This is a genomic window from Streptomyces sp. NPDC060194 (assembly GCF_042728285.1).
In the GTDB taxonomy this organism is placed as follows: Bacteria; Actinomycetota; Actinomycetes; order Streptomycetales; family Streptomycetaceae; genus Streptomyces.
Window position 1 is genome coordinate 1 of sequence record NZ_JBHWZH010000126.1, and the last position, 16,490, is coordinate 16,490.

Genomic DNA, 16,490 nt, shown 5'->3' on the forward strand with positions numbered 1-16,490 from the left:
GCGCGTCCACTTCGCGGGCGGCGGACCGCCGTCTTTACGCAGCCGTTAGTGTGGGCCCCCGTCCGAGACGCCGCACCGCTCCCCTGGAGCACACGCGTCCACCGCAGTCCAGCGAACCGGGGCCCGTACCTCGATGACCGTGCACAGCCACCAGGCAGCCGTCTCCTACGGGAGCGCCGACACCGTCGCCCCCGCCTCACCACGGCACGTCGTCACCGCCGTCCTCGTCGCCCACGACGGCGCCCGCTGGCTGCCGGACGTGCTCGCCGGCCTGCTCGGCCAGGAACGCCCCGTGCAGAACGTCGTCGCCGCGGACACCGGCAGCGCCGACGACTCCGCGCGGCTGCTCGGCGAGGCCCTCGGCGACCACCGCGTCCTCCACCTGGCCCGCCGCTCCGGCTTCGGCACCGCCGTCGACGAGGCCGCCCGCACGGCCCCCGCCCTCACCCCGGACGACCTGCCCTACCTCAAGCGCCCCAGCGGCTGGGACCCCGTCAGCCGGCAGTGGCGCGACGACACCTACGACATGCCGGAGCTGCCCCACGGGGAGCCCGTCCAGTGGCTCTGGCTGCTGCACGACGACAGCGCACCCGAACCCGGCGCGCTCGCCCACCTCCTGAGAGTCGTCGACGACAACCCCGGCGTCGCCGTCGTCGGCCCCAAGCTGCGCGGCTGGTACGACCGCAGGCAGCTCCTGGAGGCGGGTGTCTCCATCGCCCACAGCGGCCGCCGCTGGACCGGCCTCGACCGCCGCGAGCAGGACCAGGGACAGCACGACCAGGTGCGCCCCGTCCTGTCCGTCTCCACCGCCGGCATGCTGATCCGCCGGGACGTCTACGAGCAGCTCGGCGGCTTCGACCGGGCGCTGCCCCTGATGCGCGACGACGTCGACCTCTGCTGGCGCGCCCAGGCCGCCGGCCACCAGGTCCTGATCGCCCCCGACGCCGTCCTGCGGCACGCCGAGGCCGCCGCGCGCGAGCGCCGCACCGTCGACTGCGTCGGCCGCAGCACCAGCAGCCCGCACCAGGTCGACAAGGCGGGCGCCGTCTACACGCTGCTCGTCAACTCCCGCGGCGCCGTGCTCCCCTGGGTGCTGCTCCGCCTGCTGTTCGGCACCGCCGTGCGCACGCTGGCCTACCTCGTCGGCAAGGCACCCGGACAGGCCCTGGACGAGATCACCGGCCTCCTGGCCACCCTGCTGCGGCCCGGGCGCCTGTTCGCCGCCCGCAAGCGGCGCGGCAAGGGCGCCGTCGACCCCGGCGAGCTGCGCCCGCTGTTCCCGCCGCCCGGCGCCACCGTCCGGGCCACCGTCGAGCAGGTCACCTCCTATCTCGGCTCCCGCGCGGAGCCCGAGTACGCCGGCGCCGGACGCCACGGCGGCGCGGTCGAGTCGGGACCCGGCGACGACGACGCCGACTTCCTCCAGGTCGACCAGTTCTCCCGGCTGCGGTGGCTCGCGGGCAAGCCCGCCCCCGTCCTCTTCGCCGTCCTGCTGCTCACCTCGCTCGTCGCCTGCCGCGAGCTGTTCGCCGGCGGCTCCCTGGCCGGCGGCGCCCTGCTGCCCGCCCCCGGCTCCGCCGGCGAGCTGTGGAGCCGCTACACCGACGCCTGGCACGCGGTCACCACCGGCGGCTCGCCGGGCGCACCGCCCTACCTGGCGATCGTCGCGACCGTCGCCGTGCTGTTCCTCGGCTCCACCGGCGCCGCCCTCACCGTGCTGCTCGTCTGCTCGGTCCCGCTCGCCGGCGTCACCGCCTACTTCGCCTCCCGGCCGCTGGTCGGCTCGCGCGTCCTGCGCGCCTGGGGAGCGGTCGCCTACGCGTTCCTGCCCGCCGCCACCGGCGCCCTGGCCACCGGCCGCATCGGCACCGCCGTCCTCGCCGTCCTGCTGCCGCTCCTGGCCCGCTGCGCGGTCTCCGCGCACGGCTTCCGCGCGGCACCCGGAACCCGGGCGAGCTGGCGCTCGGTCTGGGCGTACGCGCTGCTGCTCACGATCACCACCGCGTTCACGCCCGTCGTGTGGCCGCTCGCCCTGGTCCTCGGCCTCGCCGCGCTCGTCCTGCGCCGCGACGACCTCGGCGGGGCCGCCCCGCGCCTGCTCGCCGCCCTCGCCACCCCGCTGCTGCTGCTCGCCCCCTGGTCGCTGTCGCTGTTCCCGCTCGGCTTCCTGAAGGAGGCCGGCCGCGCCTACGACGGCGGCCCCGCCTCCGCCCTCGACCTGCTCGCCCTGAACCCCGGCGGCCCCGGCACCCTCGGCGGCCTGCTGCTGATCGGCGTGGTCCTCGCCGCCCTGGCCGCGCTGCTGCGCGACGAGCGCCAGTCCGCCGTCCGCACGGCCTGGGCCGTCGCCCTGGCCGGGCTGCTGTTCGCCGTCCTGACGCGCTCCCAGGGGGAGTGGGCCGGCCCCCTCACCCTGGTCTACGGCATCGCGCTGCTCTCGGCCGCCGCGATCGGCGCCGAGGGGGCGCGCGGGCGGCTCGCCGCCTTCGGCTTCGGCTGGCGGCAACCGCTGGCCGTGCTCGTCGCGGCCTCCGTCGCCCTCGCGCCCCTGGTGGCCGCCGTCGGCTGGATGCTCGCCGGCGCCGACGGGCCGCTGTCGCGCCGCGACCCGGTCCAGGTGCCCGCGTTCGTCGCCGAGGAGTCCGGCTCCGTCGACCAGGCCCGCACCCTGGTCCTCGGCGGCACCACCGCGGACGTCGAGTACAGCCTCGTGCGCGGCTCGGGGGTGCGCCTCGGCGACGCCGAACTCACCGAGGCGGTGGGCGGCAACGACCTCCTGGACCGGACCGTCGCGAACCTGGTCGCAGGCTCCGGCGCCGACCAGAGCGACCAGCTCGGCGGCTTCGCGGTGCGCTACCTCTTCGTCCGCGACGGCGCACCGCGCGAGATGTCCCGCGTCCTGGACGCCACCCCCGGCCTGAACCGGCTCAGCAAGCAGCGCGGCGGCTCCCTGTGGCGCGTCGAGCGCCAGGTCGCCCGCGCCACGATCTCCGCGCCGGGCAGCCTGCCCCTGCCGATCGCCGCCCAGGCCGTCGACGTGCACACCGACATCCCCGCCGGCGGTGAGGGCCGCGTGCTGCGCCTGGCCGACGCCGCCGACCCGGGCTGGACCGCCACCCTGGACGGCCGCGCCCTCACGCCGAAGACCGTCGACGGTTGGGCCCAGGGCTTCAGCCTGCCGACCGGCGGCGGGCGGCTGGACGTCACCCACGAGGCCCCGTTCACCCACACGGCGTGGGTGTGGGCGCAGGCCCTGCTCGGCGTCGTCCTCGTCGTCCTCGCCCTCCCGGGCCGCCGCAGGGAGATCGACGACGACCTGCCGGACGCCGAGGACGCCGTCCCCGACCTGCCCGCCGACGGCGAGGGCCGCCGCGCCCGCCGCCTGCGCGCCCAGCAGGAGGCCGACGCCCCGGACGTCGACGCGGCCCCGGACCTCCCGCGGCAGCCCTCCTACGGCGACGCCGACCGCTGGGACGCCCAGCAGGTCGACCCGTACGCGGCCCCCTACCCCGACCCGTACGCCCACCAGGCCCCCCGACCGGCCTACCAGGACGGCGGGTCCTACGCCCCGCTGCCGCCGGAGCAGCCCTACCAGGACGGCCCCCCGGCCTACGACCCCGCGGGGCCGTACCAGGACGGCGGTTACGACCCCTACCAGCCGTACCCCGCCCACGATCCGTACGGCCACGAGGCCGAGCAGCGTCCCGACGGGAGCCGGCACCAGTGAAGTCCCAGACCCTCTCCCTGATCGCGGTGACCACCGCCCTGGCCGCCGTCACCGGCTTCGCCGTCCTGGCCGAGCCGGACGGGCCCGCCCCGGCCCCGGCCGCCGCCTCCGCGAAGGCCCCCAGGCTGCCCGTGGAGCGCACCATGCTCGCCTGCCCCGCTCCCAGCACCTCCGACCTCGCCGAGACCGCCTACACGGCGTACACGCCCGCGGGCGGAGCCGGTGCGGCGGAGGGGAAGGACGGCGACGCGGCGAAGGGCGCCGCCGAGCTCGTCCCGACCACGACCGCCGAGGCCGGGGCCGAGGGGGACGACCCCGCCGCCGAGGTCGACCTGAAGCCGGTCAAGCCGCTCCTGACGATGAACGGCCCCGGCAGGCCCGTCGTCGCCGAGAGGTCGGGCGCGGAGACGCCCGCCGCCACCGGCATCGCCGACGGGCGGCTGGCCCCCGGCTGGACCGCCCAGCAGACCACCACGGTCGCCGCGGGCGACACCCGCGGCGTCCTCGGCGCCCGCTGCACCGCCCCCGGATCGGACTTCTGGTTCCCCGGCGCGAGCACCGCGGACAACCGCTCCGACTACGTCCACCTCGTCAACCCCGACGACACCGCCGCCGTCGCCGACGTCGAGCTGTACGGGAAGAACGGCCGCCTCAAGGCGCCGTCCGGGGAGGTCGGCCAGGCCGTCAAGGTTCCCGCGCGCGGCAGCGTCCCGCTGCTCCTGTCCACCCTCACCGACGAGACCGTCGACGACGTCACCGTGCACGTCGGCACCCGCGTGGGCCGCGTCTCCGCCGCCGTCCAGGCGACCGACGACAAGGCCCCCGGCGCCGACTGGCTGCAGGCCGGCGGCGACCCGGCCGCCCGGCTCGTCCTGCCCGGCATCCCCGCCGACGCCACGAACGTGCGCCTGTACGCCTTCACCCCCGACGGCGACGACGCCGAGCTCAAGGTGGAACTGGCCGGGAAGTCCGGCTCGTTCACCCCGGCCGGACACGAGAGCGTCTACGTCAAGGGCGGCATGACCGCGAGCGTGGACCTGGGGGACGTCACCCGCGGCGAGGCGGGCTCCCTGGTGCTCACCCCGACCCGCGGCGACACCCCTGTGGTGGCGGCCCTGCGCGTCACCCGGGGCAAGGGCGCCGACCAGGAGTTCGCCTTCGTGTCGGCGAGCGACCCGGTGGGTGCGCGCGCCACCGCGACCGACAACCGCGCCAAGGGCTCCACCCTGTCCCTGGTCGCCCCCCGCAAGGGCGAGTCCGTCCGGGTGAAGGTCACCGCCTCGGCGGGGAGCGGCGGCGGCGAACCGGCGTCCAAGACCTTCACCGTCAAGGGCGGCACCACGACGGCCGTCGTCCCCCCGGTGCCCGAGGGCCTCAAGGGGCGCTACGCGCTCACACTGGAGCCCGAGGACGGCAGCGGTCCGGTGTACGCGGCCCGCACGCTCTCCCTGCCCGAGGACGGCATCCCGATGTTCACCGTCCAGACGCTGTCCGACGACCGCGGATCGGTGGCCGTCCCCGAGGCGGGACAGGACCTCTCCGTCCTCGACTGAGGCCCCTGAGGAGGGTGTTCCGGAGCCTCCGCGCCGCACCGCTCCTCCTGAGGAGGCCGGTTCTCAGTCGTCCCCGTACTTCGGGTCGACCGACTCCGGGGAGAGGCCGAGCAGCTCGGCGACCTGCTCCACGACGATCTCGTGCACCAGAAGCGCGCACTCCTCGCGCCCCTTGGTGCGCAGCTCGACCGGCCGCCGGTAGACGACCACGCGGGCCGGCCGCCCGTCCTGCGCGGCGAACGTCCCGCCGAGCGGCACGGCCTCGTCGGGCCAGTCGCCGGGGTCGAGGCGGGGCACGTCGAGCACCTGGAAGTCGATGTCCGCGACCTCCGGCAGCCGCCGCTCCACCCGCTCCACGGAGTCCTGGACGAGGTCGGCGAACCGCTGCGCCCGGCTCGCGGAGAGCGGTACCTGAGGGGGCGCCACGGGTCCGCGCATGCCGCGGCCGTGTCGGTCTCTGCGGCGGGGCCTCGGCTCGGTCGGGCGGGGCGGCGGGGAGCTGTCCATCAAGGACGAGAGTAGCCCTCCGGGACGGCCCGCGATCGCGCTCCGCGCGCACCGGCCGCATGTCGTCGCACCCGCGCCCCGGACGTCGTCGCGTTCGCGCCCCGCGCGGCCTGTGGCGCACGTCACGACCGACACGGAGGAGGCGACCTCGGGGGGAGTCGTCGCGGCCCGGTGAGGAGTGCGGTAGCGTCCACCGTCGTGAGCCCTGTACGCCGCTGTTCGCGCACCGCCTGCGGCCGTCCCGCCGTCGCGACGCTGACGTACGTCTACGCGGACTCCACGGCCGTCCTCGGCCCGCTCGCCACCTACGCCGAGCCCCACTGCTACGACCTCTGCGCCGAGCACGCCGGCCGCCTCACCGCCCCGCGCGGCTGGGAGGTCGTCCGCCTCGCCGACGCCACCGCCCCCGCCCGCCCCAGCGGCGACGACCTGGAGGCCCTCGCCAACGCCGTGCGCGAGGCCGCCCGCCCCGCCGAGCGCCGAGCCGACGTCCCCGGCGGCCGCACGGCCGACCCCCTGGAGGTGGCCCGCCGCGGCCACCTGCGCGTCCTTCGCTCGCCGGACAACTGATCCCCCGACCGCCGTCCGCCCCCGCTCCCCGGGCCGCCGCCCCCGGGCCCGCGACCACGGACGGGTAGGTTGTGGCCACCGAATCGGACCAACAGGAGGGTCGGCCGTGGCTGCTGCGGATCTGTCGCAGATCGTGAAGGCGTACGACGTACGTGGTGTGGTCCCCGACCAGTGGGACGTCCCCCTGGCCAGGCTCTTCGGCGCCGCCTTCGCGCGGGTCACGGACGCGTCCGCGATCGTCGTCGGCCACGACATGCGCCCCTCGTCCCCCGGCCTCGCCCGCGCCTTCGCCGAGGGGGCCGCCGCGCTCGGCGCCGACGTCACCGAGATCGGCCTCTGCTCCACCGACCAGCTGTACTTCGCCTCCGGCGAGCTCGACCGGCCAGGCGCGATGTTCACCGCCTCGCACAACCCCGCGCAGTACAACGGCATCAAGATGTGCCGCGCCGGCGCCGCCCCCGTCGGCCAGGACACCGGCCTGGCGGAGATCCGCGCCCTGGTCGAGGAGTGGTCCGCCACCGGCGCCCCGGCCCCCGCCGCGACCCCCGGGGAGATCACCTCCCGCGACACCCTCGCCGACTACGCGGCCTACCTGCTCTCCCTCGTCGAGGTCGCGAGCATCCGGCCCCTGAAGGTCGTCGTCGACGCCGGCAACGGCATGGGCGGGCACACCGTCCCCACCGTGTTCTCCGGCCTCCCCCTGGACGTCGTCCCGATGTACTTCGAGCTCGACGGGACCTTCCCCAACCACGAGGCGAACCCGCTCGACCCCGCCAACGTCGTCGACCTCCAGGCGCGCGTCGTCGGCGAGGGTGCGGACCTGGGGCTCGCCTTCGACGGCGACGCCGACCGCTGCTTCGTCATCGACGAGAACGGCGCCCCCGTCTCCCCCTCCGCCATCACGGCCCTGGTCGCCGCCCGCGAACTCGCCAAGCACGGCGGCGAGGGGACGATCATCCACAACCTGATCACCTCCTGGTCGGTCCCGGAGGTCGTCCGCGAGCACGGCGGCACCCCCGTGCGCACCCGCGTCGGGCACTCCTTCATCAAGGAGGAGATGGCCCGCTCCGGCGCCATCTTCGGCGGCGAGCACTCCGCCCACTACTACTTCCGGGACTTCTGGAACGCCGACACCGGCATGCTCGCCGCCCTGCACGTCCTCGCCGCCCTCGGCACCCAGCCGGAACCGCTCTCCGCCCTCGTCGCCCAGTACGACCGCTACACCGGCTCCGGCGAGATCAACTCCACCGTCGAGGACCAGTCCGCCCGGCTCGCCGCCCTGGAGGCCTTCTACGGCGAGCGCCCCGACACCACCCTCGACCACCTCGACGGCCTCACCGTCACCACCCCCGACTGGTGGCTCAACGTCCGCGCCTCCAACACCGAGCCGCTCCTGCGCCTCAACGTCGAGGCGCGCGACCAGGCGACGACGGCGAAGATCCGCGACGAGGCGCTGGCCCTGATCCGCGCGTAGTGCGCCGCCGGACGGGCGGTGGCGCGGAGAACCGCCCCGCCACCGCCCACCGGTACGCTGACCAGGCCGACCGACCCGCACCCCGAAGGACCGCCATGCCTCTCGACCCCGGCCTCCTCGACATCCTGGCCTGCCCCGCCTGCCACGCCCCCCTGGACCCCACCCCGACCGAACTCGTCTGCACGAGCGGCGCCTGCGGCCTGGCCTACCCCATCCGCGACGACATCCCCGTCCTCCTCGTCGACGAGGCCCGCCGCCCCGCGTAGCCGCCCCCGCCGACACCCCGGTCGCAGGAGGAGAAGACCCGTGTTCGACGAGACGCTGCTCGACACCCCGGACGCGCTCACCCGCGCCGACGGCCGCCGCGGCCTGCTCAGGTCCGCCGCGGAGGCCGGCGCCGCCGTCCGCAGCGCCGCCCGGGCCGCCGCCGAGGCCGGCGTCACCGCGTTGAACCCCGACGGCCGCCCCCGGGCCGTGCTGCTCGCCGGCTCCGGCGCCGCCGCGGGCGGAACGGCCGACCTCCTGGACGCCCTCGCCGGGGCCGGCGCGCTGGTCACCCGGCTCCGCCCCACCGGCGTCGCCGCCGCCCCCGGCGCGCTGCGCTGGGAGCTGCCGGGCTGGGCCGGCCCCGTCGACCTCCTCGTCGTCCTCACCGCCGACGGCACCGAGCCCGGCCTAGGCCTCCTCGCCGAGCAGGCCTACCGGCGCGGCTGCACCGTCGTCGCCGTCGCGCCCGCCCGCGCCCCGCTCGCCGACTCCGTCGCCAAGGCCCACGGCCTGTACGTACCCGCCGCCGCGGGCCCGCGGCACGACCACGAGCCGTACCCCGACACCGCCTCCGCGACCCTCTGGTCGCTGCTCACGCCGCTGCTCGCCCTCCTCGACCGGATCGGGCTGCTCGCCGCCCCGCCCGACGACCTCGAGAAGGTCGCCGACCGCCTCGACCGCACCGCGGAGCGCTGCGGGCCCGCCCTCGCCACCCACGGCAACCCCGCCAAGACGCTCGCCGTCGAGCTCGCCGAGACGCTCCCGCTGATCTGGACCGAGGGCGCGGCGACGGCCGCCGTGGGCCGCCGCTTCGCCGCCGTCCTCGCCGGACTCGCGGGCCGCCCCGCGCTCGCCGCCCGGCTCCCCGAGGCCCTGCCCGCCCACACCGCCCTCCTCGCCGGCCCCGCCCCGGCGGAGGCCCCGGGAGCCGGCGACGCCGCGGACGACTTCTTCCGCGACCGCGTCGACGACCCCGAACCCCTGCGCCCGCGCATCGTGCTGCTCCGCGACCGCACCGTCACCGGCGCGCTGTCCGCCGCCCCCGGCGTCCGCGAGCTGGCCCGCGGCCACCACGTCCCGGTGAGCGAACTCGAACCGCGGGACGACGCCGAGTCCGGCGGGCCGCTCGAGGACCTCGCCGAACTCCTCGCCGTCACCGACTTCGCCGCCGCCTACCTCGCCCTCGCCGCCGCCCCGCACCTCTGACGGGCCGTCGGCGCACCCGTTCCCCGCTCCGGAGAGAAGCCCATGGACCGCCTCGCCAACACCGTCCGCCCGTACGCCTGGGGCTCCACCACCGCGATTCCCGAGCTGCTCGGCGTCGAGCCCACCGGCGAGCCGCAGGCCGAGATGTGGATGGGCGCCCACCCCGGCGCCCCCTCCCGGCTCCCGCGCGGCCCCCTCGACGCGCTCGTCGCGGCGGACCCGGCGGCGGAGCTCGGGTCCGCCGCCGTCGACCGGTTCGGCCCCCGGCTGCCCTTCCTGCTCAAGCTCCTGGCCGCCGGCGCCCCGCTCTCCCTCCAGGTCCACCCCGACCTCGACCAGGCCCGCGAGGGCTTCGCCGCGGAGGAGGCCGCCGGCATCCCCGTCGACGCGCCGCACCGCAACTACAAGGACGACCACCACAAGCCCGAACTCGTCTGCGCCCTCACCCCCTTCGAGGGGCTGTGCGGCTTCGCCCGCCCCGACGACGCCGCCGACCTCATGGAAGGGCTCGGCGTCGACTCGCTGAAGCCGTACGCCGACACCCTGCGCGCCCACCCCGAGGACGCCGCGCTCCGCGAGGTCCTCACCGCCGTCCTCACCGCCGAACCGGCCGCGATGCGCGACACCGTCACCGAGACCGCCGCCGCCTGCGAGCGCCTCGGCGGCCGCTACGCCCCCTACGCCTCGCTCGCCCGCAGCTACCCGGGCGACCCCGGGGTGATCGCGGCCATGCTCCTCAACCACGTCGTGCTGCGCCCGGGCGAGGCCCTCTACCTCGGCGCGGGCGTCCCGCACGCCTACCTCGGCGGCCTAGGCGTCGAGATCATGGCCAACTCCGACAACGTGCTGCGCTGCGGCCTCACCCCCAAGCACGTCGACGTCCCCGAACTGCTGCGCGTCGTCCGCTTCGAGGCCACCGCCCCTGCCGTCCTGCGCCCCGAGGCCACCCCGGACGGCGAGGAGCTGTACGAGACCCCCGTCGACGAGTTCCGCCTCTCCCGCTTCGCCCTCACCGGCACCGCCCACGACCTCGGCACGACCGGGCCGCAGATCCTGCTCTGCACGGCCGGCACGGTCCGGGCGGGCGAACTCGCCCTCGCGGCGGGCGAGTCGGTGTTCGTCCCGGCCGGCGAAGCGGTGACCGTCACCGGCACCGGCACCCTCTTCCGGGCCACCGTCGTCCTCTGACGGACCCTCCGGCAGCTGAGTCCGCCCGATCCCCTCGATCGGGCGGCCCCGCCTGTCAGGGCTGCAACAATGGCGCGCTTGCGTTTCGTATGAAGGCGAAGGGACATCCGGCAGACATGAGCGCGTCAGGCGGCACCAAGGCGATCGTTGCGGCACTGGCCGCCAACCTCGCGATCGCGGTAGCGAAATTCGTGGCATTCCTCTTCAGCGGTTCCTCCTCGATGCTGGCCGAGAGCGTCCACTCGCTGGCCGACTCGGGGAACCAGGGGCTGCTCCTGGTCGGCGGCAAGAAGGCCAAGCGCGAGGCGACCAAGGAGCACCCCTTCGGCTACGGCCGCGAGCGCTACATCTACGCCTTCCTCGTCGCCATCGTGCTGTTCTCCATGGGCGGCATGTTCGCCCTGTACGAGGGCTACGAGAAGATCAAGCACCCGCACTCCCTGGACAACTGGTACTGGCCGGTCGGCGTCCTGGTCTTCGCGATCATCGCCGAGACGTTCTCCTTCCGGACCGCCATCAAGGAGTCCAACGCCGTACGCGGCAAGCAGTCCTGGAGCACGTTCGTCCGGCGCTCCAAGGCCCCGGAGCTGCCCGTGGTGCTCCTGGAGGACCTCGGCGCCCTCGTCGGCCTCATCCTCGCCCTGATCGGCGTCTCGCTCGCTGTGATCACCGGGGAGGGCGTGTGGGACGGCATCGGCACCCTCTGCATCGGCGTCCTGCTGATCGTCATCGCGATCGTCCTGGCCGTGGAGACCAAGTCGCTCCTGCTCGGCGAGTCGGCCGCCGCCGAGGTCGTCGGGCAGATCGAGGCCGCCGCCGTCGACGGGGACACCGTCACCCGTCTGATCCACATGCGCACCCTGCACCTCGGCCCGGAGGAGCTCCTCGTGGCCGCGAAGATCGCCGTCCGGCGGGACAGCACGGCCGACCAGGTCGCCGAGGCCATCAACGCCGCCGAGCAGCGCATCCGCGAGGCCGCGCCCATCGCCCGGGTCATCTACCTCGAACCGGACATCTACAGCGAGGCCGCCGCCCGGACCCCCGCCGATCCGGCCAAGACCCCCGGTGGCCCCGCCGGCGACACCACCCCGCACTGACCCCGGCATCCCCTCCCGCGCCGAAGGCCTCCTGACCTGGTCAGGGGGCCTTCCGTATGCCCCGGCCGACCTCCGGCCCACCCGCCCGGGACCCCACCGCGTCCCGGCCGCCTTTCGGCGTACCCTTCGGTTGAGTGGGCCGATCGGTGTAGATTCGACCCCAGAACCAGACGTCGCTGCTGATGGCGGTCGGGTGGCCGGTACGACGGGCCGCCCGAGGGAGAGAGGGCCTCCGACGGACGGCACCGCGAGCGGTCCTGGGCACCTCCGTGTCCGCCGTCGCAGAGCCAACCCTGCCCGCCTCCCGTTCACCCTTCCGAGGAGCAGCACGCTATGACGACTGTCGACAGCCGACAGGACTTCAAGGTCGCCGACCTCTCCCTCGCCGCCTTCGGCCGCAAGGAGATCACGCTCGCCGAGCACGAGATGCCCGGCCTGATGTCGATCCGCGAGGAGTACGCCGCCTCCCAGCCGCTGGCCGGCGCCCGCATCACCGGCTCCCTGCACATGACCGTGCAGACCGCCGTCCTGATCGAGACCCTCGTCGCCCTCGGCGCCGACGTCCGCTGGGCCTCCTGCAACATCTTCTCCACCCAGGACCACGCCGCCGCCGCCATCGCGGTCGGCCCCACCGGCACCCCCGAGGACCCCAAGGGCGTCCCGGTCTTCGCCTGGAAGGGCGAGACGCTGGAGGAGTACTGGTGGTGCACGGAGCAGGCCCTGACCTGGCCGGACACCCCGACCGGCGGCCCGAACATGATCCTCGACGACGGTGGCGACGCCACCCTCCTCGTCCACAAGGGCGTCGAGTTCGAGAAGGCCGGCGCCGCTCCGGACCCCTCCACCGCCGATTCCGAGGAGTACGGCTACATCCTGACCCTCCTCAACCGCACCCTCGGTGAGGACGGCCAGAAGTGGACCCGGCTCGCCTCCGAGATCCGCGGCGTGACGGAGGAGACCACCACCGGTGTCCACCGCCTCTACGAGATGATGCGCGACGGCGTCCTGCTGTTCCCTGCGATCAACGTCAACGACGCGGTCACCAAGTCGAAGTTCGACAACAAGTACGGCTGCCGCCACTCCCTCATCGACGGCATCAACCGCGCCACCGACGTCCTCATCGGCGGCAAGACCGCGGTCGTCTTCGGCTACGGCGATGTGGGCAAGGGCTGCGCTGAGTCGCTCCGCGGCCAGGGCGCCCGCGTGATCATCACCGAGATCGACCCCATCTGCGCCCTCCAGGCGGCGATGGACGGCTACCAGGTCACCACGCTCGACGAGGTCGTCGACAAGGCCGACATCTTCATCACCACGACCGGCAACAAGGACATCATCATGGCCGCCGACATGGCCAAGATGAAGCACCAGGCCATCGTCGGGAACATCGGCCACTTCGACAACGAGATCGACATGGCCGGCCTGGCCAAGCTGCCCGGCATCGTCAAGGACGAGGTCAAGCCGCAGGTCCACACCTGGACCTTCCCCGACGGCAAGGTCCTCATCGTCCTGTCCGAGGGCCGCCTGCTGAACCTCGGCAACGCGACGGGTCACCCCTCCTTCGTGATGTCCAACTCCTTCGCGGACCAGACCCTGGCCCAGATCGAGCTGTTCACGAAGCCGCAGGAGTACCCCACCGACGTCTACGTCCTCCCCAAGCACCTCGACGAGAAGGTCGCCCGGCTCCACCTCGAGTCCCTCGGCGTGAAGCTCACGACCCTCCGCCCCGAGCAGGCCGCCTACATCGGCGTCGAGGTCGAGGGCCCGTACAAGCCCGACCACTACCGCTACTGATCCGCACGCCGCCCCACCGGGCGGACCGCTGCCGGTCACCGCACCACCTGGCAGGCCCCCGTCCCCGCGACGGGGGCCTGCCCGCGTGACAGCCCGCCCCGTCACCGCCCCCGCCAGGAACCGGACCACCCCATGCCCCGCGGCCGCTACTCGCTCCACGATCCCCACGACAACCTCCCCCTCGGCGAAGAGCACTTCCACTGCGCCCCCGGCCCCTCCGGCTGGCGCTACGTCGCCCAGCGGACCACCCCCTCGGGCGACCACGCCGGCTCCGTAGACCTGGCCGTCGACGAACTCGGCCGCCCCATCCGCCTCGAACTCAACGCGGCGGGCTGGCAGGTCCGCGGCGCCGCCGTCGACGGCGTCACCTGGGTCCGCAGCGATCCGGGCGGCACGGCCGCCGCGGAGGGCAACGCCCCCGCCCACGCCTTCACCGGCACCTCACCGGCCTTCCTCGTCGCCACGTCCCGCCTCCTCCGCCTCACCCTCGGCGCACCGGCCACCCGCGTACGCCTCGTCCGTCTCACCGACCCGGTCCTCGCCCCGCTGACCGTCGACCAGTCCTGGGCCATGACAAGAAGTGAACACCATGCCACTGACAGTGACCCCCTCGTCGTGGAGGAATACCAGGTCACAGACCTGAGCACCGGCGAGCAGCACGCCGTCCACATCGCCGGCGACGTCGTTCTCGCGGCCCCCGGCATCGAGCTGGAACACCTCGAGACCCCGCCCTCGGTCTTCCCGGCCTGACACCGTCGACGGCGCGGCCGCCCCACCTCAGCCGGGAGGCGCGAAACCGGTCCCGCCGCCGCGGCCGCCCTCGGGCGGGGCGGGCCGCGCATCACCGGCGGGGGACGCCGGCCGCTCGATCGCCGCGGGCAGCGGGGGACCGAACGTCCCGCCCGGGACGGGCGGCGCCTCCCGGCCGCCCTCCCGCTCCGCCGCGGACGACCGCCGGCTCTCCCGCGCCTGCCGCTCCTGCACCACTGCGGCGAGATACGCACCGGCCGGCACGCCGGGCGGCACCGGAGCCCCGGTCCGCCCGGCCACCTCGGCGGCCAGTCGCTCGGCGATCGACCAGGAGACCTGCGGATCGAGATACCGCATCCGGGTCAGGTACTGGCGCACCGCCAGCCACAGCTCGTCCGGCACCGCGGAGAGGTCGAGCGCCACGAAGCGCCCCACCAGCCAGGGCGGTGGCGGCGGGACCGCCTCGTCGCGCCCCGTCGGCACCCGTTCCCGCACGACCAGCGTCCCGGCGAACACGTCGCCCAGCCGTCGCCCCCGCTCGGACGCCAACGACGCGACACACGCGACCACACCGAAGGTGCCGAGGATCTCGACGACCCCGATCGCCCCGCGCACCAGCGCGTGCCGGAAGCGGATGGGCCCTCCGTCGTCCCGGACGACCCGCAGCCCGCAGGCCAGCTTGCCCAGCGAGCGGCCGTGGCTCAGCGTCTCCACCGCGATCGGCACCCCGACGAGCACCAGCAGGAACGTCGCCACCGTCACCGCCGCGATCGCCGCCTCGTCCCACGACGACATGGCGACGAGCAGTCCGAGCGTGACGCCCAGGTAGAGCGCGAACGCGAGGATCAGGTCGATCAGCACCGCGAGCGCCCGACTCGGCAGCTTCGCCGCCCGCAGCTCCAGGGCCACCGCCTCGCCCGTGACCAGCTCCGTCATCTGCGTCCCTCTCCCGCCCGCCGCGTCCCCTGCCGGCCAGTCTGCCAAGCTGAACCCCGTCGCGTCGCCGGAGGAGGGGGAACGTACCGATGGACCTGGACGTCTTCGTCGCAGCGCACCGCGCGGAGTGGGACCGGCTGGACGCGCTCCTCAAGCGCCGGCGACGCCTCACCGGAGCCGAGGCGGACGAGCTGGTCGCCCTCTACCAGCGCACCGCCACCCACCTCTCCCGGGTGCGCACCACGGCCCCGGACGCCCAGCTGATCGGCCGCCTCACCCAGCTCGTGGCACGCGCCCGCAGCACGGTCACCGGCACCCGCCGCGCCGGCTGGCGGGACGTGACCGACTTCCTGACCGCCGGATTCCCCGCCGCGCTCTACCGCACCCGCCGCTGGTGGATCCCGACCGCACTCCTCTCGATCGCGCTCGCGGCCCTGATCGGCTGGTGGATCGGCACCCACCCCGAGGTCCAGTCCACCCTCGCCGCCCCCGCCGAACTCCGCGAGATGACCCGGCCGGGCGGACAGTACGAGACGTACTACTCCAGCAACCCGGCCGCGTCCTTCGCGGCGCAGGTTTGGACGAACAACGCGCGGGCGGCGGCCATGTGCCTGGTCCTGGGCGTCTTCCTGGGAGTGCCGGTTCTGCTGGTCCTCTTCCTCAACATGGCCAACCTCGGGGTCGGTATCGGGCTGATGTCGTCGGCCGGACGGCTGGACGTCTTCCTCGGACTCGTCATCCCGCACGGCCTCCTCGAACTGACGGCGGTCTTCGTCGCCGCCGGCACGGGACTCCGTCTCGGCTGGACCCTCGTCGACCCCGGCCCGCGCACCCGCCGCGACGCACTCGCCCGCGAGGGCCGCGCAGCCGTCGGCATGGCCATCGGCCTCGCCCTGGTGCTCTTCGTGTCCGGGGCCATCGAAGGTTTCGTCACCCCCTCCGGCCTCCCCACCTGGGCCCGCATCGCCATCGGCGTCCTCGCCGAGCTCGCCTTCCTGCTCTACGTCTACGTCCTCGGCGGCCGCGCCTACCGGCGTGGTCTGACGGGTGATCTGGCCGACGAGGAACGCAGCGCGGAACAGCCCGTCGCCGCGTGACGCGTCGATGTGCGAGGGCGGTGGATCACCTGCTACTGTCCTCTTCGCCCCACGGACCTGTCGAAACGGTCTCGCAGGGGCACCCCCCGTCTTCATCTCCGCAGAATCCCGAGCGGTTCAACACGCTCGAAATTCTCTGATAAAGTCGGGGAAGCCGGAAAGGAAAGCGCGAAAGCGAAGACCTGGAAAGCGCCGAGGAAATCGGGCCCGAAAGAGTCTGGTAGAGTCGGAAACGCAAGACCGAAGGGAAAAGCCCGGAGGAAAGCCCGAGAGGGTGAGTACGAAGGAAGCGTCCGTTCCTTGAGAACTCAACAGCGTGCCAAAAGT

Annotated in this window: 13 protein-coding genes; 11 read left to right on the forward strand and 2 right to left on the reverse strand. The window is 74.5% G+C overall.

The genetic code is table 11. The features are described 5' to 3' along the window. Nucleotides 1-133: 133 nt before the first annotated feature. Together ACFWEG_RS23030 and ACFWEG_RS23035 are read left to right on the forward strand one after the other, a co-directional pair. Nucleotides 134-3,727 (forward strand): glycosyltransferase, encoded by a 3,594-nt coding sequence (locus ACFWEG_RS23030; RefSeq protein ID WP_387218259.1) that lies wholly within the window; start codon nucleotides 134-136, stop codon nucleotides 3,725-3,727. Further along, complete coding sequence (locus ACFWEG_RS23035) at nucleotides 3,724-5,280, forward strand: DUF5719 family protein (protein ID WP_387218261.1); 1,557 nt, start codon at nucleotides 3,724-3,726, stop codon at nucleotides 5,278-5,280. Before ACFWEG_RS23030 ends, ACFWEG_RS23035 begins: the two co-directional genes overlap by 4 nt. 63 nt (nucleotides 5,281-5,343) lie before the next feature. On the opposite strand, the gene ACFWEG_RS23040 is transcribed toward ACFWEG_RS23035, so the two are convergent. Next, entirely contained in the window at nucleotides 5,344-5,787 is a 444-nt protein-coding gene (locus ACFWEG_RS23040; RefSeq protein WP_387218263.1) for a metallopeptidase family protein, read from the reverse strand. A 198-nt stretch (nucleotides 5,788-5,985) separates the two neighbouring features. Between ACFWEG_RS23040 and ACFWEG_RS23045 the strand changes: the two genes are divergently transcribed. From ACFWEG_RS23045 to ACFWEG_RS23080, 8 genes are all read left to right on the forward strand, one after another. Continuing rightward, on the forward strand, nucleotides 5,986-6,357 hold the full coding sequence (locus tag ACFWEG_RS23045) for a DUF3499 domain-containing protein (RefSeq protein ID WP_387218265.1): 372 nt from the start codon (nucleotides 5,986-5,988) through the stop codon (nucleotides 6,355-6,357). A gap of 106 nt (nucleotides 6,358-6,463) precedes the next feature. After that, nucleotides 6,464-7,831, forward strand: coding sequence for a phosphomannomutase/phosphoglucomutase (locus ACFWEG_RS23050; protein WP_387218267.1), 1,368 nt, complete (start codon nucleotides 6,464-6,466; stop codon nucleotides 7,829-7,831). A 95-nt stretch (nucleotides 7,832-7,926) separates the two neighbouring features. Next, nucleotides 7,927-8,097: a Trm112 family protein gene (locus ACFWEG_RS23055; protein ID WP_387218269.1), complete on the forward strand. Its 171-nt coding sequence runs from the start codon at nucleotides 7,927-7,929 to the stop codon at nucleotides 8,095-8,097. A gap of 40 nt (nucleotides 8,098-8,137) precedes the next feature. Beyond that, complete coding sequence (locus ACFWEG_RS23060) at nucleotides 8,138-9,304, forward strand: SIS domain-containing protein (RefSeq protein ID WP_387218271.1); 1,167 nt, start codon at nucleotides 8,138-8,140, stop codon at nucleotides 9,302-9,304. Nucleotides 9,305-9,346: 42 nt separating this feature from the next. Then, nucleotides 9,347-10,492 carry a mannose-6-phosphate isomerase, class I gene (manA, locus tag ACFWEG_RS23065; RefSeq protein ID WP_387218273.1) on the forward strand — a complete coding sequence of 382 codons (1,146 nt, stop codon included), beginning with the start codon at nucleotides 9,347-9,349 and terminating at the stop codon, nucleotides 10,490-10,492. A gap of 116 nt (nucleotides 10,493-10,608) precedes the next feature. Then, nucleotides 10,609-11,589: a cation diffusion facilitator family transporter gene (locus ACFWEG_RS23070; protein ID WP_387218275.1), complete on the forward strand. Its 981-nt coding sequence runs from the start codon at nucleotides 10,609-10,611 to the stop codon at nucleotides 11,587-11,589. 333 nt (nucleotides 11,590-11,922) lie between these two features. Beyond that, a complete protein-coding gene (ahcY, locus tag ACFWEG_RS23075; protein WP_387218278.1) occupies nucleotides 11,923-13,380 on the forward strand; it encodes an adenosylhomocysteinase in 1,458 nt (485 codons plus the stop codon). Nucleotides 13,381-13,512: 132 nt separating this feature from the next. After that, nucleotides 13,513-14,130, forward strand: a complete 618-nt coding sequence (locus ACFWEG_RS23080; RefSeq protein WP_387218280.1) for a hypothetical protein — start codon at nucleotides 13,513-13,515, stop codon at nucleotides 14,128-14,130. Between the two features lie 27 nt (nucleotides 14,131-14,157). Here ACFWEG_RS23080 and ACFWEG_RS23085 read toward each other — a convergent pair whose 3' ends face one another. Beyond that, on the reverse strand, nucleotides 14,158-15,066 hold the full coding sequence (locus tag ACFWEG_RS23085; protein WP_387218282.1) for an RDD family protein: 909 nt from the start codon (nucleotides 15,064-15,066) through the stop codon (nucleotides 14,158-14,160). A gap of 89 nt (nucleotides 15,067-15,155) precedes the next feature. On the opposite strand from ACFWEG_RS23085, the gene ACFWEG_RS23090 reads away from it, so the two are divergent. Further along, nucleotides 15,156-16,163: a stage II sporulation protein M gene (locus tag ACFWEG_RS23090; RefSeq protein ID WP_387218284.1), complete on the forward strand. Its 1,008-nt coding sequence runs from the start codon at nucleotides 15,156-15,158 to the stop codon at nucleotides 16,161-16,163. Nucleotides 16,164-16,490: the final 327 nt, after the last annotated feature.